Genomic DNA, 24682 nt, shown 5'->3' with positions numbered 1-24682 from the left:
TTTTTATCAGATCCCTTATCGGTAATTTTATTTAGACTTCTATTTATCCGCAATAAACAATCGTCCTCTTTATTATTAAAGAGGCTTTTTAGACTCGAAGCCATGATGGTTGCTGCTCTATTTGGTGCAGGCTGGGGTGGTATTTTGCTGCCGGTTTCGTTGATGCTGCTGATTGCAGTTATATATATGGGGATAGGGATTAATTTGGGTGAACGAGGCAGGAGGTAAGCTGGCTGGCTTCTTCCGTTTGCAAAATAGAAAACCTTTTTAATAGAAACATAAGTAGACAAATCGAGACACTGTCTCGTTTTGTCTATTTTTTTTTGAGTAAACTTATACAAAATTGCTGGATTTAGCGGCTTACTATCTTGGCACGGTTCTTGCAACTGATTTAGTTGAAATCTATTTTTCCAAGGAGGCTGAAAGAATGAAAGCATTGGAAAGCAGTAAAGATGTAGCTTTATCAAAGGAGAAAGCCCAGTGGATGTATCAAAAAATGGTTGAGATCCGTCAGTTTGAGGATCGAGTTCATGAGCAGTTTGCAAAAGGAATCCTGCCAGGATTTGTTCATTTATATGCAGGTGAGGAAGCGGTCGCTGTTGGGGTTTGTGCGCATTTAAATGACAAGGACAGCATAACAAGCACCCATCGCGGACATGGGCACTGCATTGCTAAAGGCTGTGATTTGGATGGTATGATGGCTGAAATTTATGGAAAAGTCACAGGGCTATGTAAAGGCAAGGGAGGTTCCATGCATATTGCCGACTTTGATAAAGGCATGCTTGGAGCCAATGGAATTGTAGGTGGAGGATTTCCGCTCGCCTGTGGTTCAGCACTAACAGCCAAGTATAAAAAGACTGATAATGTAAGCGTTTGCTTCTTTGGTGACGGTGCCCAAAACCATGGGACCTTCCATGAGGGAATTAATCTGGCTGCGATCTGGAAGCTTCCGGTTGTCTTCGTTGCTGAAAACAATGGATATGCGGAAGCGACGCCATTTTCGTATGCATCGAGCTGTAAGTCCATTGTGGACCGGGCAATTGCCTACAATATTCCTGGCATCAAGGTGGATGGGAAGGATGTTCTGGCTGTCTACCAGGCTGCCGAAGAAGCTGTTCAGCGGGCAAGACGCGGGGAAGGTCCGACACTGATTGAATGTGTGACATACCGGAATTATGGCCATTTTGAAGGGGACGCCCAAACCTACAAAGCAGATCAGGAAAAAGCAGAGCATAAGCAGGACAAAGACGCCATTCTCCTCTTTAGAAAGCATCTGTTAAATGAGCAGCTGCTTGCTGAAAGTGAAGTCGAGTCAATTGAAAAATCTGTTGAGGCAGCAGTGAACCAGGCTGTAAAGTTCAGTGAAGAAAGTCCATATCCGAATACATCCGAGCTGTTAACGGACGTATACGTCTCTTATTAGTTTTAAGAGTATACAAGACAATGTTTTGACTAAAGGACACTTTAAATAAAAGGAGGAGTCTTTCATGACAAGAAAGTTAAGTATGTCAGGGGCCATCAATGAGGCTATGAAACTAGCGATGCGCAAGGATGAGAATGTCATTCTAATGGGTGAGGATGTTGCCGGCGGAGCTCAGGTGGACCACTTGCAGGATGAAGATGCATGGGGCGGTGTGCTTGGGGTCACGAAAGGTCTTGTCCAGGAGTTTGGGCGGGAGCGGATTTTAGATACACCGATTACGGAAGCGGGATATATGGGAGCTGCAATGGCTGCTGCATCTACCGGACTGCGTCCCATTGCCGAATTAATGTTTAATGATTTTATCGGAAGCTGCTTGGACGAGGTTTTAAATCAGGGTGCAAAATTCCGTTACATGTTTGGCGGTAAGGCCCAGGTTCCGGTCACAATCAGAACGATGCATGGCGCAGGATTTAGAGCCGCTGCCCAGCATTCTCAAAGTTTATATGCACTATTTACTGCAATCCCTGGTGTGAAAGTGGTCGTTCCATCAACCCCATATGAAGCAAAGGGATTATTGCTTGCAGCAATCGAGGATAATGACCCTGTCATCTTTTTTGAAGACAAGACCCTCTATAACTTAACAGGTGATGTCCCGGAAGGCTATTATACGATTCCAATCGGCAAAGCAGATATTAAAAGGGAAGGTTCGGACGTGACGGTTGTAGCCATAGGGAAGCAGGTTCATACCGCATTGGAGGCTGCGGAACAGCTTTCTCAAAAAGGAATTGAAATTGAAGTTGTCGATCCGCGGAGCCTTTCGCCATTGGATGAAGAAACGATTCTTTCATCAGTAGAAAAGACAAATAGACTCATTGTGATTGATGAAGCGAATCCTAGGTGCAGTATAGCGACAGATATAGCCGCACTGGTGGCTGACAAAGGATTCGATCACCTTGATGCACCAATCAAACGGATCACAGCTCCTCATACTCCCGTACCATTCTCTCCGCCGCTTGAGGATCTTTATCTGCCAAAAGCAGAACGAGTGGTGAAAGTGGTATCGGAGTTATTAGGAACACCTCTTGAAGTGTAATGGGAAGGCGGGATAACCATGTCAGTAGAAGTTGTAATGCCAAAATTGGGAATGGCCATGAAGGAAGGAACGGTATCCATATGGAACAAGCAGGTCGGGGATCGGGTTGGAAAAGGAGAACCGATTGCAAGTGTCAGCTCGGAAAAAATTGAAATTGATGTAGAATCTCCAGCAGAAGGAACATTATTGGAAATTGCCGTTCCTGAAGGGGAAGGAGTCCCGCCAGGAGCTGTTATTTGTTATATCGGCCATCCTGGTGAAAAAATTGCTCCGGTGAGTGACTCTGTACAAACTGAGGAGCCTACAGCAGATGAATCTCCAGTAAAAGAAACACCAGTGAAGAGCAAGCAGGTGAAAACCGGTGGAGACCGCGTAAAAATCTCTCCAGTAGCCAGAAAAATGGCAGAAGCAGGCGGCATCAATATTAGTGAAATCCAGGGCACAGGACCTGGAGGAAGAATTACAAAGGAAGATGTCCAGGAAGCTATGAAACAATCCCGTGTGCAAAAGGCAGAAGAGAAGCAAATGGACACATCCGTCTTGGAATCATCTGAACAGGCTCAGGAAATGAAGGTTTCTGGCATTCGAAAGGTTATTGCAGGCAGAATGCATGATAGCCTGCAGCAGACCGCACAGCTGACGATGAACATGAAGGTGGATGTAACGGAATTAATCTCATTGCAGAAGCAAACAGCCGAAACGGTCCAAAACCGTTATGAGAATAAACTGACGGTGACTGACTTTATCGCTCGGGCAGTGGTGCTTTCGCTTCAGCAGCATCCGCATATGAATAGTGCCTATATCAATGAAACAATCCATTTATTTAAGCATGTGCATCTTGGAATGGCAGTTGCTATTGATAAGGGCTTAGTTGTTCCAGTTATTCGCCATTCTGAAAAGTGTTCGCTCATTGAATTGTCAAGTAGCATTAAAACTTTGGCACAAAAGGCAAGAGGTGGGCAGCTGAGCAGCGAAGAGATGCAGGGATCTACATTTACAATCAGTAATCTTGGCTCTTACGGAATTGAGCATTTTACCCCAATCTTAAATCCGCCAGAATCAGGGATTCTTGGGGTCGGCGCTGTCTATGATACTCCGGTTTTTAAGGGGGAAACAATAGAAAAAAGAAGCATCCTGCCTCTCAGTCTGACGTTTGACCACCGTGTCCTTGATGGAGCCCCGGCTGCAGCGTTTTTACAAACAGTCAAACAATTTTTGGAAGAGCCGGTTACGATGCTTTTATAGAAAGAAGGGAATGCTTTGGGATCGATCGCAATTATTGGAGGTGGACCTGCTGGATATGTAGCTGCCATTACTGCTGCCCAGCAGGGACAGGAAGTTACCATTATTGACCAAGGGCCTCTTGGAGGAACATGTTTAAATGAAGGCTGTATGCCAACAAAATCTCTGTTAGAAAGTGCTGAAGTGTACAGTCAGCTATATCATGCCAATAAGTTTGGGATTCGTCTGCCATCTGGGCAAATAGAAATTGATTGGGATGCAGTCCAGGATCGTAAAAACAGGATCGTTTCAACTCTTGTTCAAGGAATTCAATATTTAATGAAGAAAAATAAAGTGAAGGTAATTAAAGGAACGGCCTCTTTCAAGACAAGTCAAGTTCTGCAGGTTGTGAGCAATGGAAATCAGCAAGAGATAAAGGGAGATAAAATAATCATAGCGGCAGGTTCCGAACCTGCCCCATTGCCCTTCGCTCCCTTTGATGGAGAATGGGTTATTCATAGCGGCCAGGCAATGTCGCTTCAGTCGATTCCATCCTCGCTGCTGATTGTCGGCGGTGGTGTAATAGGCTGTGAGTTTGCCAGTATTTTCAGCAGAATGGGTACAAAAGTGACCATTGTCGAGATGGCGGGTCAGCTCCTTCCAGGCGAAGATGAGGATATCGCTGGTGTCTTACATAAACAGCTTGAAGAAGACGGTGCAGCGATTTACACTTCTGCCGCTCTCAAGGATCTGGAATCAGCCCGAAAGAAAGCGTTCATTAAAGACGATAAGGGACTCCATGAAATTCAGGCAGACCTGGTTCTCGTTTCCATTGGCCGCAAGCCTAGAGTCAATCACTTGGGTTTAGAAGGTGTAGGGGTTAACTTTTCCAATCAGGGGATCCATGTTAATGATCATATGCAAACAAACATCCCTTCCATTTATGCATGCGGTGACGTAGTCGGTGGAATTCAGCTTGCCCATATGGCTTTCCATGAAGGAAAAGTGGCGGCTTTAAATGCCTGCGGGATGGATGATGTGGTTCATGCCATCGCTGTTCCCCGCTGTATTTACACATCACCTGAAATTGCTGGTGTTGGCTTAACTGAAAAGCAGGCAAGAGAACAATATGGTGATATCAGAATAGGTGAGTTTCCATTCTCGGCAAATGGCAAGGCGCTTATCGCCAATGAACAGGCTGGAAAAGTAAAGGTCATTATCGATTCGGAATTCGGAGAAATCCTTGGTATTTCCATCGTGGGAGCCCATGCAACAGAGCTTATAGGGCAAGGAGCTATCATGCTTCATGCAGAATTGACAGCAGACCTGATGGGAAATTTCATCGCTGCACATCCAACCCTTTCCGAAGCAGTTCATGAAGCGCTGCTAAGTGCTGTTGGTCATGCTGTGCATGTATAAAAAGGGAGGTATATGATGAAGGCTGCTCTTTGGTATGATACAAAAGATATTCGTGTGGAAACAATCCCTGAGCCTTCTCCGGAAAAAGATCAGGTGAAAATAAAGGTTTCATATTGTGGCATATGCGGGTCAGATCTGCATGAATATTTGGCAGGTCCCATTTTTATCCCGGCAGAAGAACCCCACCCAATATCAAAGGATAAAGCGCCGATTGTCATGGGCCATGAGTTTGCCGGGGTGGTCGCTGCCGTTGGGGAAGATGTAACTGGAATAGAAGTGGGTGACCGCGTGTGTGTAGAGCCGATTTACAGCTGCGGATCATGTCACTCTTGCCGCAAGGGACATTATAATGTTTGTGAACAATTAGGTTTTATAGGTCTCTCTGGCGGAGTAGGCGGCTTCTCAGAATACAGTGTGGTGCCATCTAAAATGATTCATAAAATACCGGACAATATGACCTGGGAACAAGCAGCTCTTGTTGAGCCGGCAGCTGTTGCCGTTCACGCTGTCCGCCAAAGTGACTTGAAAATTGGGGATTCAGTCGCTGTTATTGGTACAGGGCCAATTGGATTATTGGTTATTCAAGCAGCTAAGGCAGCGGGTGCAAGTAAAATCTTTGCGGTCGAGGTTTCTCCAGAAAGAAGGGATTTTGCCAAACAGGCTGGAGCAGACCTTGTCATTGATCCTATAGAAAGAGACCCTATTCAAGCCGTAAAAGAATTTACTGATGGGCTTGGAGTGGATGTTGCATTTGAGGTAGCTGGAATTGAGGCTGCTATTCATACCGCAATTGAATCGACAAAACCTGAAGGGAATGTAGTGAATATCAGCATATGGGAAAAGCCTGCCAGCATTCCTGTAAACCAATTTATTCTAACAGAGAGAAAGATGACTAGTATCATAGCTTATCGAAACATCTTCCCGCAAGTTATTCAATTGCTTGCGAATGGGCAAATTAAAGCAACAAAGTTAATCACGAAAAAAATTCCCCTTGATCAAATCGTTACTGAAGGGTTTGAAGCACTTACGAAAAATAAAAACCAAATTAAAATATTGGTAGATCCATCATTATAAGATGATTTCAGGCTTCGTGCTTATGCGCGAAGTTTATTTTTTTGAATATTCATAATAAGGGACCCTTGTTTATTGAAAGCGGATACATAATTTAATATAATTAACTTGAAAATTGCCTGCTAACACCCAGCTACTAGCTGCTCTTTTTCTAATGAAACAAAATGTATGCCGGAAAATCTTTTCTAGTTGAGGGGGCTCCATGGATACAACTTTTTATTTTGATACTTGGAAGCGATTTGTTCATGAAGGTGTTCTTGATAAAGCGCGATTAGACAAACGAATATTGGAATCCTGGTACCGATGTAAAAAAGAAAGAGTAAACCCATATTTAAATAAAGGCATGCATTTATTAACTGAAAAGGAACTGCATAATAAGAAAGCTCAAAATTCACTGCTAATAGAAATGACTGACCCTTATTTAAAGAAGATGGATCCGATGATAAAAAGTTCAGGCATGATGGCACTATTGGTCGATCCCGATGGATATGTAATATCCCTTTTGGGGAACGATAAAACATTAAAGGATGCCCGCAGAATTAACTTTATGGAAGGCGTACGCTGGACTGAGGCTGCTGTCGGGACAAATGCAATCGGAACGGCATTGGAAACCAAAGAAGCCGTCATGATTCAGGGCCCTGAGCATTACTCTGTGGCTTCTCATCAATGGAGCTGCTCTGCGACTCCCATCTTGGATGACAATGGAGGATTACTCGGTGTCATTGATGTATCATGTCCCGTAGATCAATCTCATCCTTTTATGATTGGCATGGTTACTTCGATTGCTTATGCTATTGAAAAAGATTTAATAAAGAGATCCCACAGCAAAGAAATCACTCTTATCCAGCAAGCGGCCCAATTAGCTGAGTCCCATCGCAGCCAGCTCTTCATTGTATGCAATAAACACAAACAAATCATATCCGCAAGTAAACCCATTCGTGAGAAAATACCACATATCATTGGAATGAATCTGCAGGAAATGCTGCATAACAGATATCATATTAATGCTGAAATACCACTCTATCTAAATGAAGACAATGGCATGAATGGAATCTGCTTTTTTCTGTCAGAAGTAAATACTCCTTATCAACACGTATTCTCTACTTCAACAAGATCAGCAGACTCCTTTGTATTTAAAGGGGAATGTGGAATAAGCGAGGTTTTTCAAAGAACGTTACAAAAAGTAAAGCTCGTAGCTCCAACCGATGCTACCGTATTCATTTCAGGGGAAACGGGTACAGGGAAAGAGATGGTTGCAAGAGCCATTCACGAAAACAGCCCCCGCAAAAACGGTCCTTTCATCTCTTTGAATTGCGGGGCCATTCCTAAAGACCTTATGGAAAGTGAGCTCTTTGGGTATGCAGAGGGGGCATTTACCGGGGCCAAGCGTCAAGGGTATAAAGGGAAATTTGAACAGGCTCAAAGGGGAACGATTTTTCTTGATGAAATTGGTGAAATTTCGCATACGATGCAGGTCGCTTTACTGCGGGTCCTACAGGAAAAGAAAGTTACTCCGATTGGCGGCACTAAAGAAGTACCTTTGGATATCCGGATTATAACGGCCACACATCGTGACATTACGGATCTTGTAAAACGGAGAGAATTCCGGGAAGACCTATATTACCGGTTAAATGTATATCCGATTGATGTTCCGCCTTTAAGAAATAGAAGAGAAGATATCCCGTATCTTATTAAGTATATTTGCCGAAGAAACAATTGGAGCTTAAATAGTATGGGCATTCAAGATCTGATGACTAGTTTAAGAGACTATGACTGGCCGGGAAATATAAGGGAACTGACCAACCTGCTAGAGAGGCTGCACATTATGCTTCCTGTACAACTTTCAGACCATCACCCTTTAGAACAGCCCTTAGAGCTATTAAACTTGAATCATCCATCCCTTCCAGAGTATCCGATTGAAGAAAGCAGCGCGGAAGAAACAAGATTAAACGCACGTGAGAAAATACAAAGAGATTTAATGCTGGACGCATTAAAACGGACAAATGGAAATGTAACAGCAGCAGCAAAATTCCTTGGCATTCCACGAAGTACCTTTTATAAAAGACTAAAGAAGTTTGGAATGTGAGTATGGGAAACTAGGGACGGTTCTTTTGCTTTCGGGAAGAAAGTAAGGGAACCGTTTTTGACATGTATCTGCATGATGGAAGTTTCCATTGGACTGCCCAAGAGGTGCCAAACCCCCGGTGTGTTTAAGAATTAACTCACCGTAGGAGGGCACCTTTATTATTTGCAGGGTAGACACGGCCCTTTTCTGTAAGGTCGAATCCAATCATTAACCTATTTAACTTTAAGGCTGTTTTCTCAAAATTTGTTTCTTTTTTAATCACAAAATCATAAAAAAACAACAATTTTTTAGAAAAGAGCCAACTTTAAAGAAGAGCTGCCGCTTATTCGAGTAGCTCTTTCTCGTATACATTCCACTCGAAGAAGTGCCTGTCTATCCATTCCATTGAAAGGGCTGGCACCAAGATTTCAGCTTTACTCCATGTTTACTATCCTATAAAACCAAATAAATAACTTTATAAAAAATAAAAATATGCTTTTAAATCCAAAACAATAAGTCTATTATAGTTATTAAAATTAAAAAAGGAGATTCATATGAATTCAACTATTCAAGATCAACTTCAAGTATTTAGAGAGAGTCAAAAAAACAGGGGGCGGCTGCTTATCAATTGTCCTGATCAACCGGGTATTGTGGCTGCTGTATCCAAGTTTCTGTTCCAGCATGATGCTAATATTATTGAATCGAGTCAATATTCGACAAATCCAGAGGGTGGAACCTTTTTTATACGAATCGAGTTTGAATGTCCTGGTTTACAGTCGAAGGAAGAAGAGTTGAAGAGTCAATTTAAGGAAATCGCAGAAACATTTTCAATGGAATGGAAATTAGCATTTGTTTATGAATTGAAGAAGACAGCTATTTTCGTATCAAAAGAACTTCATTGTTTACGTGAGCTGTTATGGGAATGGCAAAGTGGTGATTTGCTTACCGACATCGCTCTTATTGTGAGCAATCACGAGGAAGCAAGACAAATTGCAGAATCCTTGCATATTCCATTCTTTTACATACCAGCAAGTAAAGAAAATAGAGAGGAAGTTGAAGAAAGACAGCTGCAGCTTTTAAAAGAATTTGATATTGACTTAATCATCTTAGCAAGATATATGCAAATTTTGACGCCAGCCTTTGTTGGGGCTCATCCATTCAAGATCATTAATATTCATCACTCTTTCCTTCCTGCATTTGTTGGAGCGAGGCCATATGATCGAGCCCATCAGCGCGGAGTAAAAATAATTGGGGCAACGTCTCATTATGTTACAAACGATCTTGACGAAGGACCAATCATTGAACAAGATATCAAGCGTGTTGACCACCGGGATCATATAGATGATCTAAAAAAGAGCGGACGTTCTATTGAACGAAGTGTTCTTGCCAGGGCGGTTAAATGGCATTTAGAAGACCGGATTATTGTTAATGAAAACAAAACAATTGTTTTTTAAGGAAAAGGAGCGGTAATGAGTGCCTGTCCCTCAGTTTAGTAATGCATTTTCATGTGATCTGCCCCCTGTCAAGTAGACAGTGGCAATAAAAAAAAGCTTTAGGCGGCTTTAGCTCTATATTTCATAGGGCTAAGGCCGTTTAAGTGTTTTTGGTTTTTTGCTGAAGATTTTACCGAAATGAAATGGCAAGAACTTGTACGACGATTAGACGAGGGATTAGCTTAGTGGCAAAATGAGATTGAGGCAGCCACGGAATCAAAATTGCATGAACAAATCCCCCATTTTCCTGTAGATGCGCTTTGGTGGGGGGGGTATCAAATTTGTGCACACATAACACTTATCATATTGGACAGATCATCTATATTCGAAAAGTCCAGGGTTCCAGGCAAAGTAAAGAGTAGAAAGAAAAGAGGACGGATACAATGGAGCGGAAAGAATACGAATGGGTCAAAGAGAATCGAGAAGTGCTTTTGGACTTTTGCAAGTTGGGGTATGAACCGCCAAATACAGATGTTCTGGGGACGAGAGATTAGATTTAGATAAGAAAGGATGCCCAATGGTGCTGTACGTAATATCGATGGGCACCCTTTGTAACTTATAAGACTAAAGTTAAAATGATCTTTCCTTTTTTAGTTCTTTACTCCTGTATGATGAATAACCCGTTCCATCGCTTGAATATGCCCTAAATGGTTTGCCTCATGAAACAACGCAAATTCGGCTAATTCACCAAAGGTTTCAAGTCCCAAAAATGGTTTATCCAGCTTTTCATTTAACCGTTCAGCTGGAATTTGCTGTATTCGGACCAATTGATCCTTCAGCTGTATAATGATCTCATCTGCTTCAGGTATATCACCTTTCCAATCAGCCGGCTTTGTACCGTTCCCAAATAATTCAATATAGTTTGCAGGGATATGGGTCGTTTTGCGGGGAAAGCCGAACATAAACTGTTCACAGACCGTTAATACATGGCCAATATGCCAATGAATCGTGTTGTTAAAACCGTCTGGCTGTATACTTGCTACATCCTTTGATACTGACTCGATCTTTTTAATAAAATAACCTCTTGTCTTCTCAAACTGTTTAAACACTAGTTCATTCATTCTTTTCTCCCCTTCCAAATATTCTCATCTGTTAATATACCAAAAATCCGGAAAGATTAAGAGTGTCAATGGACTGAAAAGTTGATTATTGTTTTCTTTTATATACGGCGAAGGTTTAGTTTGAAATTAATAAATTTATATTTTGTAAATGGCAGGACCTTACATCCAACCAATTATAATGTCACTTACACAACGTTACGCAAACCAGTAAGCTTTTCTTTCATTTCACACCCCTGCCACCCGCCTGTATTCAATGATGAAACCACGGAAGAAGCAAGACGCGACTACTATGGAGGGATTAAAGCAAGCAGGCTATTGGTTAGGCCATTTTTTATCATTCAATTTGTTTGTTATAATATCATCGGAATAAAAGTAACCCCAACCACAGCAATCACAAACAAAATAATAAGCGATACTAAACAATATCCCCAAATATCTTTCAAAGACAACCCAGACAAACCTAAAGCAGGGAGAACAAAGAAGGGCTGCAGTAAGTTTGTTACTAGATCTCCTATGGAGACCGTGTTGATGGCTACTGATACAGGGATTCCCATTGATTGTGCCGCTTCAACCATGATTGGGCCCTGGATTTGCCACTGGCCCCCGGCTGAAGGCACGAAAATATTAACAATAGAGGCAGACAACAGACTGAAAAACGGAAAGGTAAATTCATTTGAAATAGCCACAATGCCGTTTGATATCATGACAATTAAACCAGAGCCGATCATCATCCCCATGATTCCAGCGTAGAAAGGAAATTGCAGGGCGATTCCGCCAGCTGAAGGCATGGCGCTGGTAATCGCGCTAATATAGCTTTTTGGAGAGCCATGTAAGGCCAGGCCAAGAATAATAAAGCCAAAGTTCAGAATGTTAAGGTCGAGATTGAACCCACTTTTTGAGAAATACATAAATAGCCAGATCGCACCAATTGCAACAATTAGATAGTTTAAAACTTTACTATTATCCAATCGATCTGCAATAGTTGGATTTTCTCCAACTGCAACAGGAGATGCTTCCAAGCTGGCGGCGATTTCATCGTTTCTGTAAAATGGAACGACTTCATCCGATTTAGGCATCATTTTTATATAGGCAAAAATGACAGCTGCCAAGCCGACTAATGCCACAAACAGCATGGTCGGGCTTAAGATTGTTTCTGTTAATGGTATTAGTCCGATTTTCTCTTCTAAGGAGTGCTGTGGAGTATTCACTAGGAGAGGTGCAGTCAATGTAATGCTGATTGGGAGTATGGCGATTGTTGCGGTGTAAGCTGCTGCAATGAGAATGCGAAAGTCTGCTGTCTGGACGTTTCTTGCTACTTCCATGGCAAAAAGTGTACCTAATACAAATCCTAACCCCCAGCTAAGGTATCCGCCGACAGCAGCGACAATCATGGTAATGATGATTGCGGACTTTTGCGTTTTGGGAACGATCGCTCCTTTTTGAACCCATTTTTGGACAAGGGGTGCCTTCACGAGCGCGTAACCCGTAATAATGATTAAGATCATTTGTGTGGTAAACGCTAAAAAGCCCCAAAACCCGTTGTACCAGTGTTCTATCATGCCAAAGAAGCTTTCTCCCGTCATGATCATCCCCATAGCTAAAACGATCAGAGTAAGGAGCAAGGCAAAGATAAATGCATTCGGTAAGTACTTCTCAACACCAACTTTAAAGCTTTGCGAAATGGATCTTAACATCTAAATCCTCCTTCTTATACTCATGAGTCTGTTACTTGGTAACTGCTTTGTAATGAAGCGCTTACATTTCAGAGTAAAAACATGTTGACGAAGCATCAAACACTTGAGAATATATAAACTATAGTCTATGAGTGTAGTTTTACAAACCACAGTCTAATTGTCAAGTTTATTTTTAATTTTCTGAAAAGTGGTGATTGTCGGGTGAATAAAAGGCAGCTGCAAGCATTAGAGACAAAGAAAAGAATATTAAATGTGGCATTGGAGCTTTTTCAAGAGAAGAGCTTCAGCAATGTAACAGTCGATGAGATTATTGAAAAATCCCAAACATCCAAAGGCGCATTTTACAATCATTTTAAAAGCAAACATGATATATTCTTTGAAAAATTTCAGGAAGTGGACCATTATTATGTTCAAGAATTGGAGCCGCAATTTCATTTATTCAACTCTGCTGAGGAAAAACTGCGCTGGTTTTTCTTTAAACAGATGGAATATATTGAAACCAATCTTGGCTGGGACGTTATAAGAACTATTTACGAGCATGAACTCAATGTAGAAGCAGATAGCTTTTTTTTAATACCTGATAGACCGCTCTATCAAATCCTTGGAAAGTTATGTGATGATGGAAAAAAGGGTGGGGAATTCCGCAGGGACCTTTCCACTCCGGAAATGGTTAATATCTTCGCCCGTACCATAAGAGGAATTCTATATGACTGGGGCATCAATAAGGGTGCTTTTTCACTGCAGAATGAACAGAGGTTTTTATTTGATGCGGTGATCAAAGGGTTAAAAAAGTAAAAGATTAAAAGGAAAAAGGCATCCCTGGAGGAGCCTTTTTCTTTTTGAAATGATTATATCATTCTAAAGGTTTTGGGATAATGAACATAAATAAACTAAATTCTGAATATAAAAAATATTGACACGTAGACTGCGGTCTGTAAAAATATCAACTAAAGACTATAGTCTATATAAACTTTTAATGTTTTGAAAGCGCATTCAAAAGGGAGGGTGGTTCTATTTGCTTACTTACGGAATATTGACTTTGCACTCATTGCTGAAAAAACAAACAGAAAGATATCCGGATAAGGAATTCATTGTTTTTAAAGATGAATCCATCACGTATCATCAATTTCTCAATCAAACAGAAAAGATGGCGGGCTGGCTGGTGGATAAAGGAATTCGAAAAGGTGATACAGTCGCTGCTTTTCTCCCCAATTCTCCTTTATTCTACGAGACCTGGTTCAGCTGTGCGGCCATTGGTGCCATTCTTTTGCCGATCAACACAGCCTCGACACCAACTGAATTGGAGTATTTCTTAAGCCATTCTGATTCAAAGGGGTTTATTTATGAAGGGAACCTGGTCAATGAACAGCACCTGATGGTGGCAGAAGCTCAATCGCTTCTTTTTATTCAAAAGGATGACGAGAATTGGAAAAGAGAAAAAGAGAAATGCCAGTTTACCCCATCCGGTGAACCGGTCTACCCTGAGGACGTTGCCTGCATTATGTATACATCAGGAACAACTGCAAAGCCAAAAGGGGTACTGATTACTCACGAAAACTACTTGTTTGCCGGGCATTCATCTGTCTTGTATCAGCAGTTAACATCCGAAGACCGCTACTTAATCTTTTTGCCGCTCTTCCATGCAAACTCTCAATACTATACATCAATGGCCATGCTTGCTGCAGGAGGAACTATTATCCTATTGGAAAGGTTTAAATCATCCACCTTTTGGGATGATGTGAAACGGTACCGGCCAACTGTTTCAAGTCTGGTGGCAACTATTATTAAAATGCTCCTTGAATGCCCAGACCACCCTGCTGATAAGGAACATACTCTTCGCAAAGCTGGATATGGGTTATTCGTTACCTATCAGGATTTGGTCAAGTTCCAGGAGAGATTTGGCATAAAGCTTTATCAATGGTATGGCATGACCGAGTCGATCACTACCAATATCGTTACACCCCTTCATGAGGAAATGATTACGGATTCTGCTTCAGGGATTGTCCCGATTGGGAAGCCCGGCCTTGGTCATGAAGTAAAGATTATCAGGGAAAATGGCGAAGAAGCAATGCCAGGAGAAGTAGGAGAGATTATTATTAAAAGTCCATCCCTGATGAAGGGTTACTATAAGAATCCAGAAGCTACAGCCAAAACCTTGCAGGATGGCTACCTTCATACTGGGGACAAAGGCTATTACAATGAGGAAGGATTTATTTGGTTTGTTGACCGGAACAAGGACATGATTAAGCGTGCCGGAGAAAATATTTCTTCAATAGAGGTTGAGAATGTGCTATCAAATCACGCAGCTGTCGAAGAGTGCGCTGTGGTTGGCGAGCCTGATTCATTACGTGAAGAAATCGTTGTGGCATATATCAGATGTTCTGAAGGAAAAGAGGTTTCTTTCGATGAGCTTTATGAATTCTGCAAAGAAAGGCTCTCATATTTTAAAGTTCCACAGGAGTTCCGTTTTGTAGACGATTTCCCTCGAACCTCTATAGGAAAAATCCAAAAAAATTTATTAAGAAAATAAAAATAGATTAAGAGATTTTTTTAAAAAAGGGGGAAATTGAGTGGAATTGTGGAGCGTCTTTACGATCCTGCTGTCATTGGGGATTTTAATATTCATGGCCTTGCGCGGCTTCAGCATTATCATCATTGCACCGATAGCGAGTATTATTGTCATTCTTTTAAATGGCATGCCATTTCTTGAAGGGATGCAGGAAAGCTATATGGCCGGGTTTATCAACTTTGCGAAAAACTATTATTTGATTTTCCTATTTGCTGCTCTTTTCGGAAAGTTCATGGAGGACAGTGGTGCAGCGAGAAAAATTGCAGAAGCACTTTTGAAAATAATTGGCCGTGAAAGCAAGTTTAAAGTCCTTATCGCCGTTGTGGTTATTAGTGCCATTCTTACTTATGGCGGGATCAATGTTTTTGTGGTAATCTTCGCGATGCTTCCGATCGCAAAGCCATTATTCAAAGAGCTGGAAGTACCGTGGCACTTATTTGTCGGTGCATTCTTTTTTGGAATTGCGACTTTTACGATGACGATGACACCAGGAACCCCCTCCATCCAGAACATCATTCCCACTAAATATTTCGGTACAACGGTTACGGCAGCCCCGCTGCTTGGGATCATTGCTACGATTCTCGTCATTATCATCAATGTGTGGTACTTGCGTTTTGCATTAAAACGTGCAGAAAGCCGTGGAGAAACGTACAGCAATATGAAAAATCTGGATAAGAATCCAAAGCAGGAAATGACAGATCAGTATGCTGATAAAAAACTGCCTCCTTTATTTGTCAGCATCCTTCCACCCGTATTTTTACTTGTTTCTTTAAATGCCTTTAAGCTCGATGTCCTTTTAACCCTGATGTTGTCAGTAGCTGTCTGCTTTGTGCTGTTTTGGCCATTTATTGAGAAGAAATTCAGGACTATCAATGTTGGTGCCACGAATACGGTTCTGCCAATCGTTAATACAAGTGCTGATGTAGGGTATGGCACGGTCATTGCTGCTACTGCAGGATTTGCGGTTGTATCTGATTGGCTAACTAGTATACCGGGATCTCCATTCATTTCATTATACCTGGCGACTACATTGCTTGCGGGAATTACTGGATCAGCTTCAGGGGGACTTGGCATTGCCATGGAAACGCTCGGAAAAACCTATTTTGATATGGGTCTGGATCCAGAAATTCTACACCGGATCGCCGCAATGGCGTCGGGCGGATTTGATGCACTTCCGCACAATGGTGCTGTTATCACGATTCTCGCGGTTGTCGGATTGACTCATAAAGATGCTTATCGCCATATTTTTGCAACCGCCGTTATGGCTCCTGTTATAGCAGCAATCCCGACTATTATTATTGCTTCATTATTCTATTAAGAGAGGATGTAATGACTATGTTTAAACAAATTGCCATTATTGGTGCAGGCACAATGGGATACGGCATTGCCTTTCAATTTGCTCAAAACAATCAAAATGTTATTCTAGTTGACCAATCGGAAGATGCACTTGTAAAAGCGAAAGAAAAGATCGAAAAGTATGCAGAAATCTTTTATCGGAAGGATCCAGTGCAATATGCTCACGCTAAAGAAATTATGAAACAGCTGACGGTTACCACTTCCTTAAGAGACGCAGCAGAAGCCGATATGGTCACAGAATGCGTGGTTGAAATCCTTGAAGTGAAACAGCGCCTTTTTAAAGAAATGGATGAATTATTTCCGGAGGATACGATCTTCGTTTCCAACACATCAAGCTTAAAATTAACAGACATTATTCGCGATGTTCAGAAGCATCGTTCGAGAAGCCTGCTGACACACTGGTTCAATCCTGCCCACATTGTCCCGCTTGTTGAATTGCTTCAGACGGATGAGACCGACCCGGCAGTGTATGCGAAAGTGAAGCAATTTTTAACTCAATGCGGAAAAGTCACGATTGATGTGAAAAAAGAGCTTCCTGGCCTTGTTGCGAACCGAATTCAAATTGCGATGGCCAGAGAAGTTTTGAGTCTTCTTGAAGATGATGTTGCAACAAAGGAGGATATTGACCGGGCTGTAGCCTATGGCCCAGGATTCCGATTGGCACAAAGCGGCCTATTGGAAATTATGGATTTTGGCGGATTGGACGTATGGGTGAAGGTGATGGAACAGCTGCAGCCTGCCATTGCCTCAGGTATCAAAGAATATCCAGCACTTGAAAGTAAGGTAGATGCAGAAAAGTTTGGGGTTAAAAGTGGAGAGGGATTCTTCTCTTATCCAAATGGAAGCATGGATGATTATATCTTTGATAGAGATGAGAAACTCATTGACCAGCTGCTATTAAAATCAAAGCAGCAAGAAAGAGTGTGAAAGGAAAGAACGGTCGTGCGGTAATTAATAGACATTTGAAGGAGGAAATCTTTATGCAAGGAATCTATATACTCGATGGTGCTCGCACACCTTTTACTGAATTCGGAGGATCATTTAAAGACATTACCGATATTGATCTTGCTGTCCACGCAGCAAAAGAAGCGATGAAACGTAGTCAAGTGTCAGAGGAGGATATTAAGGATGTTACGTTTGGAAATGTCATTCATACGAATCAATCATCCTCCTATTTAGCTCGTCATATCGGTCTGAAGAGCGGCATTCCTCAGAGTACACCCGCATTAACCGTGAACCGGCTTTGCGGTTCGGGGATGCAGGCGATTGTATCGAGTGCCATGACCATCATACACGGAGATGCGGAGGTGGCACTTGCTGGAGGAACAGAGAATATGAGCCAATCTCCTCATGTTCTTCGCCACACACGCTGGGGATCTCCAGGCGGGGCACCTCCTGTTGATGATATGCTTTGGGGAACTTTAACAGATTCGTATATTGGCTATGGGATGGGCGTTACGGCTGAAAATCTCGCTGAGCGTTATTCGATCTCGCGAAAAGAGCAAGACCGGTTTGCAGTGGAATCTCATGCAAAAGCGGCAAAAGCAGCTGAATCTGGACGCTTTGCAAAAGAAATCGTGCCCGTGACAGTTAAGCAAAAAAAGAAAGAAGTTGTGGTAGATCTGGATGAACATATTCGACCGGATACAAATGTTGAAAAAATGGGGAAGCTTAAGACAGCTTTTAAAAAGGATGGAACTGTAACGGCAGGGAATGCAAGCGGAATCAATGATGGAGCGGCTGCTGTTGTTCTGGCTAGTGAATCTTACGTCAAGAAGCACAGGAAAAAGCCGCTGGCTCGAATCGTTTCCTGGGGTATTGCCGGTGTTGATCCTGAAACAATGGGAATTGGTCCTGTACCTGCCATGCAGATCGCCTTGAAAAAAGCGGGACTGAGCTGGAATGATATTGGCCTAATTGAGCTCAATGAAGCATTTGCGGCACAGTCATTGGCTGTGATCAAAGAATTGAAATTGGATCAGGAATTCGTCAATGTGAATGGTGGAGCAATCGCTCTGGGACATCCGGTTGGAACGAGTGGAGCCCGAATTAGTTATTCACTGGCAATGGAGATGAATGAAAGGGATGTGAAATATGGGCTTGCATCACTTTGTATAGGCGGTGGGCAAGGAATTGCGCTATTACTGGAAAAACCTTAGAATACAAACTTTATTGGTCAAATTTACAGTATGAGTAACACAAAAGCAGCCCCGGGAGGCTGCTTTTTGTGCGGAAGGGTTTGTCAATTTAAGATTTCAGTTAAATTTACGCCAATCACAGCAACGCATTTATTCTGCCGGATAAAATAAAATCATACTGACACGTGCCAATGATTTCCCTGAATTATGATAGGTGTGGGGCCTATCCGCTTTGAATCTGATGGAGTCACCGCTTTCTAATGTAAATTCATCGTTATTAACCCGTATGGTTATTTCCCCATCAAAGACCACAATCAACTCTTCGGTTCCCTCGATATGTGGTTCAGCACTAAGGTATCCTCCTTTGTCAATTTCGACGGTGTACACTTCAAATCTTTTATCGTTTTCGAAAGGGAAGTAAGGATATACCCGATACCTGCCATTATCCTCCGATAATGTCTGAATTTCCTTCTTTAAAACAAGCTGAGTATCCGGCTGGGGATGATTAATCAGGGAGGTAAAAGAGATCTTTAGTCCATTTGCAATCTTCCAAATGGTTGTGATGGTCGGGCTTGATTCGCCCCGTTCAATTTGGCCGATCATCGTTTTGCTTACTCCCGTTAATTCGGCCACCTTCTCTAAACTTAATTTTTTGTTTTCTCGAAATGCTTTTAAATTCTTAGCAAGAATTAAATGAATTTCCTCCATGCTTGCATTCCTTTCATCTGTACAATATAACGTCCGTGATATACAATATGTAGTAAATCGTTATATTGTCGTTTTTGTACATTATAACATACATGCGAAGGAGGAAAGGAGCTATGTCTTTATTATCTTTTTTCTTATATGTTTTTGTTACCAGCTTTACTCCAGGTCCAAACAATATTATGGCCATGGTATTCGCTAACCGGTTCGGTTTAAGAAATACGATTCGATTTTGTTTGGGGGTAAGCGCGGGGTTCTTTGTCATTATGATACTTTGCAGTTATTTTAATCTATTGCTTCATCATTTCATTCCAAGGATTGAATTGATCATGACCATCATTGGGGTCATTTATATGCTGTTTTTGGCCCTGAAAATGATGAACAGTAAATCTGATAATCAAAACAATAATGATGGAAAGCAAAACGGCTTTTTAATCGGGATGCTTTTACAATTTATTAATCCGAAGGGGATCTTATATGGGGTTACAGTTATATCAACCTTCATCCTCCCATACCACACATCACATACGAGCCTGATTTTCTTTTCCATTTTCCTTGCATTTGTTGGTTTCCTGAGTACCTTTTGCTGGAGTGTCTTTGGATCCATTTTTCAATCCTTCCTGGCGAAGTACAGGAGTCAGTTTAATGTGATAATGGCTTTGTTGCTGGTGTATAGTGCCGGGTCGATTCTTGTGGGGTATTTCATACGGTAAAAGATCGATTGATTGGTCTTAATAATGGGGTACAGCCCACAGCTGTACCCCATACATGTTTAAATCACCATTCATGTAGTTTTATCCATTTTATTTAGCAGAAGTTGCCTTTATAATATAAACAAACTATTGGATACACATAAGAAATTCATAGATAAGTATTTATCCAAAGGGGGGAATCTTATGATTACAGTCAAAGAGTTTGCAGATGTGTTAGAAAGGGATCATATTTTGCTGGTGAGCGGCGGCAGGCAAAATATGAATAAAGAGATTGCCTACTTAACAAGCATGGAGCTTACTGAAAAAACATCCCGTATGAAAGAAAAAGGGTTTGTAATGACCACTTTTCACGCTTTTAAGAATGTGAATCAAATTATTAGCCATTTAGAATGGATGCAGGAAATCGGAATTAGTGCAATTGGTTTTCATACAGCAGCATTGAAAACAATTCCGATAGAAATTGTTGACTACTCCAATACCCATTCTTTCCCGCTTTTTGAAATCCCCCAAGAGGTCCCATACTATATCATCCACGAAAAATATAATAAGCTGGTAAATAAGAAGGAAAATGAACAGGCTTCGAAAATACATAAATTAAATGAAAAACTGATGGAAATTGTTCTCCTGGAAAAGGATTTGAATTCAATTGTAAAAGTAATAGGAGAATATATAAACAATGTTGTGTGCGTGTTAGACCCGTATTTTGATTTGATGGCGTATTGGAAAACGAAAGAGCAAACCAGAGATGAGATTAAGCACCTGATTAATTTAATCATAAACCAGCATAAAGAGAACGTGTTAAAAGTACGCTTCACCAATCGTGAAACGAATATTGCTGTGAAGATGGATAGCTCTTCTGATCAGAATTTCAAGATAGCCCCGTTGTTTTCTAAGATGAGCTTTCTTGGTTATCTGATTATTTGTCAAAATGGAACGGCGGATAAGTATTCAGAAGAGGTCATTAAGAACGGTATACGTGCCTTAAGCTTAGCTGCCTATAATAAAAATACATTGCTTCACTATCAAAAAAGCAAAGATATAGAAATGCTGGAAAGTATTTTTCAAGGTGAGTCCGATGATAAAAATCTATCTGACTTCTATATGGACCTTAAGAAAGTAAGATGCATTTTCCAGGTGCAATCCTCCTCTCCGGAAACACTTCAGTCAAAACTTCAAATGCTTTCTGAGCTCTTAATAGAAAATGAAACAAACTCCCGATTATGGATTTATAACAGAAAAATTGTCGGGGTAATCGATTCGATTTTAGACAGAGATAGGTTAGCAAAAATCCTGACAGATTATCCAGGTATCCGTATTGGAGTAAGTGCAATAGAAGAAGTGAACCATTGCAGCAAAATTAAAGCTATGTTTGAACAATCATCAATAGGCTTAATGCATGGCCAAATTCATGATGCACAATTGGTGTTTTGGGATGAGATGGGGATTGAGAAAATAGCCTACAATTTACAATCACATCATTTGTTTCAAAACTTTGATGAAGAATTACTGGGTCCATTGTTTGCCTATGATCAGGAAAAAAACGCTTCGTTAACCGAAACACTATTTATATACTTAAAACATTTTTTCAACCTGCAAAAATCGAGCAGTGAATTATTTGTACATCCTAATACTGTAAAGTACAGATTGCAGAAAATAACTGAATTAATGCATGTGGATATTCAAAATCCATCCAATTATTCGATGCTGATGCTGGCATTTTCTATACACAGCTATAAACAGAAGGCAGTTCAATTCCAATAGAATTGTTTAAAAGAGACAAATTACTGTCTCTTTTTTGTTTATAGTATACAATGATAAATAATCTTTCTATTGTTATGATTTTGAATAATCAAATAATAGGAGGGCTTTAAAATGCCAGCTAACACGAAATGGATCTTAAAAAATGGCAGCATTATTGACGGACTGAATGATGAGGTGGTGGAGAATTCATACATTAAGGTTGAAAATGGGAAAATTTCAGAGGTGCAGCAAGGGGAGCCAGGTGATACAGAAGGGTTTGAAGTCATTGATTGTACCGGAAAACATATACTTCCCGGCCTGATTGACTGTCATGTACATCTCGTTTGGAATGGCAGTGCAGACCCGCAATCCGTCATAAAAAATGAAGAAAATGACAGGATTGCTTTGGAAGCCTACAAGCATGCAGTAGATACACTGAAATTAGGAGTCACTACGGTAAGAGATTTGGGTGCACCGGATCGAACCGTATTGCATGTAAGAAATGTCATTGATTCCGGCTTGCTTTCAGGGCCTACCATTATTGCTTCGGGGGCGCCTATTTGCATGACAGGCGGGCATGTCTATTATTTAGGCTACGAATCGGACGGGCCGGACGAAGTACGCAAGAATACTAGAAGGGTGCTCAAGGAAGGGGCAGACCTGGTGAAAGTGATGGCAACTGGGGGTATTTATACAAAAGGGGAAGAACCTGGTTCCGTTCAGTTAACAATAGAAGAACTGAGTGCTGCAAAAGAAGAGGCACTAAAGAAAAATAAGAAGGTCTCTGCTCATGCAGATGGAATTGAAGGAATCATGAATTGTTTAGAGGTTGGGATTGACACAATTGAGCATGGAATTTACGCAGATCGTCAAGCTCTTGAAATCATGAAGAACCAAGGAACTTTTTTAGTGCCGACAATGGCTGTTATGAGACAGCTTATAAGCAGCCCAGACATTCCGGCATATGCTCTTGAAAAAGCTAAGCAGGTAGTGGGACCGCATTTCTCCATGCTGCAGGAGGCAGTTCAAATCGGAGTGAAGATTGCGACAGGTACTGATTGTGGCTCTCCATTAACCCCGCCTCGCTATTATTATGATGAATTAGCGATTATGCATGAAGCGGGAATGTCGGAAATGGAAGTCATCAAAGCATCTACGAATGTTGCTGCTGAATGCCTGGGGATTGAAGATCAGCGTGGCAGTATTTCTCCAGGAAAGTTCGCAGATTTGCTGATTGTAGACAGCAATCCTTTAAATGATTTAAATAGTTTGCGGGGAGACAAGCTTGTTATGAAAAATGGTGTTTTGGTTAGCTAACGTACACTGTTCAAGCTATTGGGTCATGATTTCTGTAAGCTGTAATGGGGCTCTGCGATTGTGGAGTCTCCCTTGTATACACCGTGTCTTAAGAAAATTAATTAGGTAACATGGATCGCTTGTTCCAAGGTTAAATTGCATTAAGCTTCCACACAGCCTTATATAAAAATAGTAAAAGGGAGTGAGCTTATTGAACATTTATTTAGTTGCAGTTGTTATTTACCTGGTTTTCATGGCGTTGATTGGTGTGTATTTCGCAAAAAAATCGGTGAAAAACAGTGATGATTTCATGGTTGCAGGCCGAAGCTTGCCGCTATTCGTCGTAATGGGTACACTTCTCGCAACGTTTGTTGGGTCTGGAACTGTAGTCGGCGGAGCGAGCTTTATTTACCAGTACGGACCGTTTGCCGCTATTTTCAATCTTTCAGGCGGAATTGTTGGAGCTATCATTTTGTATTTTATAGCTTCCAAGATTCGAAAGATTGAGATCTATACAGTACCGGAACTATTGGAAAGGCGTTTCGGAAAAACAGCTCTTTATATATCATCCGTTATTATCATCTTCGCCTTTGTCGGAATAACAGCCTATCAGTTCACAGGCGGAGCATATGTGCTGCAATTAACTACCGGCATTCCATTGGAAGTTGGCGCCATCATTATGTGTGCTCTAGTTATCTTCTTAACCGTAAGCGGCGGACTATTTTCGGTTGCTTATTCAGATGCACTTAGTGCCGTCCTAATTATCATTGGCTTTCTATTCGGGGTTCCCTTTGCATTAAATGCTGTCGGAGGCTTTGAAGGATTAGCTCTATCTTTGCCGGAGACAAATAAGACATGGAATGGCGGATTATCATTTCCGCAGCTTCTCGGTTTCTTCCTGCCATTGTTTTTACTCGTTCTGGGTGATCAAAACATGTATCAGCGATTTTCCGCAGCGAAAGATCCGAACGTAGCCCGGAAATCCACAATCGGATTTTTTATTGGAAATATTTTTGTCATTAGTTTAACGATCATCTTAGCAACTACCTCCATTGTGCTTTTTCCAGCCATTAAACCTGATACAGCCATTTTATCGCTTGCGATTGATGGTGTACCCCTTGTAGTCGGATTGCTCATTCTTTGTTCAGCAGTTGCCTTTATTATCACAACAGCTACTTCTTACCTGTTATCAGCGTCAGGAAATATTGTTAGTGACTTAATCCAGCGCTCAAGAAAAAGTAAACTATCAGAAAGTAAACTTCTGTGGTACAACCGTGTCATTGTCGTGGTATTAGGTGTCCTTGCGTATGTGTTAGGGCAATTCTTCCCAAGCGTCCTGGCCATCCAAATGTATTCGTATACTATGTATGGCGCGTCCTTAACTCCTGCCATTCTTGCAACCGTTTTATGGAAGAATGCAACAAAAGCAGGCGTGATAAGCTCCATGATTGTGGGTGGTTCTGCAACTATGATTTGGGAAATCGGTCTTAACCGTCCTTTAGATTGGAATAGTGTCCTGTTTGCCTTGCCATTGTCCGTTTTAACACTCATTATTGTCAGCCTGGCAACCAGAAACAAAAATGTCTCAGCAGACCTTACGACAGATCATACAAGCTAATATGACT

At 41.4% G+C, this 24682-nt stretch carries 19 protein-coding genes; 16 read left to right on the top strand and 3 right to left on the bottom strand.

Going from position 1 to position 24682, the window contains the following annotated elements:
- Nucleotides 1-427: 427 nt before the first annotated feature.
- From IRB79_RS17160 to purU, 7 genes are all read left to right on the top strand, one after another.
- Nucleotides 428-1423 (top strand): thiamine pyrophosphate-dependent dehydrogenase E1 component subunit alpha, encoded by a 996-nt coding sequence (locus tag IRB79_RS17160; protein WP_243503646.1) that lies wholly within the window; start codon nucleotides 428-430, stop codon nucleotides 1421-1423.
- Nucleotides 1424-1487: 64 nt separating this feature from the next.
- Entirely contained in the window at nucleotides 1488-2516 is a 1029-nt protein-coding gene (locus tag IRB79_RS17155) for an alpha-ketoacid dehydrogenase subunit beta (protein WP_243503645.1), read from the top strand.
- Between the two features lie 18 nt (nucleotides 2517-2534).
- Complete coding sequence (locus tag IRB79_RS17150; protein ID WP_243503643.1) at nucleotides 2535-3761, top strand: dihydrolipoamide acetyltransferase family protein; 1227 nt, start codon at nucleotides 2535-2537, stop codon at nucleotides 3759-3761.
- Nucleotides 3762-3776: 15 nt separating this feature from the next.
- Nucleotides 3777-5156, top strand: a complete 1380-nt coding sequence (gene lpdA, locus IRB79_RS17145; RefSeq protein WP_243503642.1) for a dihydrolipoyl dehydrogenase — start codon at nucleotides 3777-3779, stop codon at nucleotides 5154-5156.
- Between the two features lie 15 nt (nucleotides 5157-5171).
- Complete coding sequence (locus IRB79_RS17140) at nucleotides 5172-6230, top strand: 2,3-butanediol dehydrogenase (RefSeq protein ID WP_243509500.1); 1059 nt, start codon at nucleotides 5172-5174, stop codon at nucleotides 6228-6230.
- 199 nt (nucleotides 6231-6429) lie between these two features.
- The gene (locus tag IRB79_RS17135; RefSeq protein ID WP_243503641.1) at nucleotides 6430-8313 is read left to right on the top strand and encodes a sigma-54-dependent Fis family transcriptional regulator; all 1884 of its coding nucleotides are present in this window, start codon (nucleotides 6430-6432) and stop codon (nucleotides 8311-8313) included.
- 533 nt (nucleotides 8314-8846) lie between these two features.
- Nucleotides 8847-9746, top strand: a complete 900-nt coding sequence (gene purU, locus IRB79_RS17130) for a formyltetrahydrofolate deformylase (protein ID WP_243503640.1) — start codon at nucleotides 8847-8849, stop codon at nucleotides 9744-9746.
- A 629-nt stretch (nucleotides 9747-10375) separates the two neighbouring features.
- Here purU and IRB79_RS17125 read toward each other — a convergent pair.
- Together IRB79_RS17125 and IRB79_RS17120 are read right to left on the bottom strand one after the other, a co-directional pair.
- Nucleotides 10376-10846, bottom strand: a complete 471-nt coding sequence (locus IRB79_RS17125; RefSeq protein ID WP_243503639.1) for a DinB family protein — start codon at nucleotides 10844-10846, stop codon at nucleotides 10376-10378.
- A gap of 350 nt (nucleotides 10847-11196) precedes the next feature.
- The gene (locus IRB79_RS17120) at nucleotides 11197-12540 is read right to left on the bottom strand and encodes a short-chain fatty acid transporter (protein ID WP_243503638.1); all 1344 of its coding nucleotides are present in this window, start codon (nucleotides 12538-12540) and stop codon (nucleotides 11197-11199) included.
- 201 nt (nucleotides 12541-12741) lie between these two features.
- Here IRB79_RS17120 and IRB79_RS17115 point away from each other — a divergent pair, with 201 nt between their 5' ends.
- From IRB79_RS17115 to IRB79_RS17095, 5 genes are all read left to right on the top strand, one after another.
- Complete coding sequence (locus IRB79_RS17115) at nucleotides 12742-13335, top strand: TetR/AcrR family transcriptional regulator (protein ID WP_243503637.1); 594 nt, start codon at nucleotides 12742-12744, stop codon at nucleotides 13333-13335.
- Between the two features lie 220 nt (nucleotides 13336-13555).
- Complete coding sequence (locus tag IRB79_RS17110; RefSeq protein ID WP_243503635.1) at nucleotides 13556-15070, top strand: class I adenylate-forming enzyme family protein; 1515 nt, start codon at nucleotides 13556-13558, stop codon at nucleotides 15068-15070.
- Between the two features lie 40 nt (nucleotides 15071-15110).
- Nucleotides 15111-16427, top strand: a complete 1317-nt coding sequence (locus IRB79_RS17105; protein WP_243503634.1) for a GntP family permease — start codon at nucleotides 15111-15113, stop codon at nucleotides 16425-16427.
- Nucleotides 16428-16444: 17 nt separating this feature from the next.
- Nucleotides 16445-17392: a 3-hydroxyacyl-CoA dehydrogenase family protein gene (locus IRB79_RS17100; RefSeq protein WP_243503633.1), complete on the top strand. Its 948-nt coding sequence runs from the start codon at nucleotides 16445-16447 to the stop codon at nucleotides 17390-17392.
- Between the two features lie 53 nt (nucleotides 17393-17445).
- Nucleotides 17446-18624 carry a thiolase family protein gene (locus IRB79_RS17095; RefSeq protein WP_243503632.1) on the top strand — a complete coding sequence of 393 codons (1179 nt, stop codon included), beginning with the start codon at nucleotides 17446-17448 and terminating at the stop codon, nucleotides 18622-18624.
- 129 nt (nucleotides 18625-18753) lie between these two features.
- On the opposite strand, the gene IRB79_RS17090 is transcribed toward IRB79_RS17095, so the two are convergent.
- Nucleotides 18754-19311: a helix-turn-helix domain-containing protein gene (locus tag IRB79_RS17090; protein WP_243503631.1), complete on the bottom strand. Its 558-nt coding sequence runs from the start codon at nucleotides 19309-19311 to the stop codon at nucleotides 18754-18756.
- Nucleotides 19312-19424: 113 nt separating this feature from the next.
- Here IRB79_RS17090 and IRB79_RS17085 point away from each other — a divergent pair, with 113 nt between their 5' ends.
- The 4 genes from IRB79_RS17085 (at nucleotide 19425) to IRB79_RS17070 (ending at nucleotide 24675) form a co-directional block, all read left to right on the top strand.
- Nucleotides 19425-20021, top strand: coding sequence for a LysE family transporter (locus IRB79_RS17085; protein ID WP_243503630.1), 597 nt, complete (start codon nucleotides 19425-19427; stop codon nucleotides 20019-20021).
- Between the two features lie 183 nt (nucleotides 20022-20204).
- The gene (locus tag IRB79_RS17080) at nucleotides 20205-21782 is read left to right on the top strand and encodes a helix-turn-helix domain-containing protein (protein WP_243503629.1); all 1578 of its coding nucleotides are present in this window, start codon (nucleotides 20205-20207) and stop codon (nucleotides 21780-21782) included.
- 111 nt (nucleotides 21783-21893) lie between these two features.
- Nucleotides 21894-23078, top strand: a complete 1185-nt coding sequence (locus IRB79_RS17075; protein ID WP_243503628.1) for a metal-dependent hydrolase family protein — start codon at nucleotides 21894-21896, stop codon at nucleotides 23076-23078.
- Nucleotides 23079-23268: 190 nt separating this feature from the next.
- Nucleotides 23269-24675: a sodium:solute symporter family protein gene (locus IRB79_RS17070; RefSeq protein WP_243503627.1), complete on the top strand. Its 1407-nt coding sequence runs from the start codon at nucleotides 23269-23271 to the stop codon at nucleotides 24673-24675.
- Nucleotides 24676-24682: the final 7 nt, after the last annotated feature.

It is taken from the genome of Cytobacillus oceanisediminis (assembly GCF_022811925.1).
GTDB classification, from domain to species: domain Bacteria; phylum Bacillota; class Bacilli; order Bacillales; family Cytobacillaceae; genus Cytobacillus; species Cytobacillus oceanisediminis_D.
Note: the sequence above shows the minus strand (reverse complement) of the source record. Positions and strands in the feature narration are given on the sequence as shown.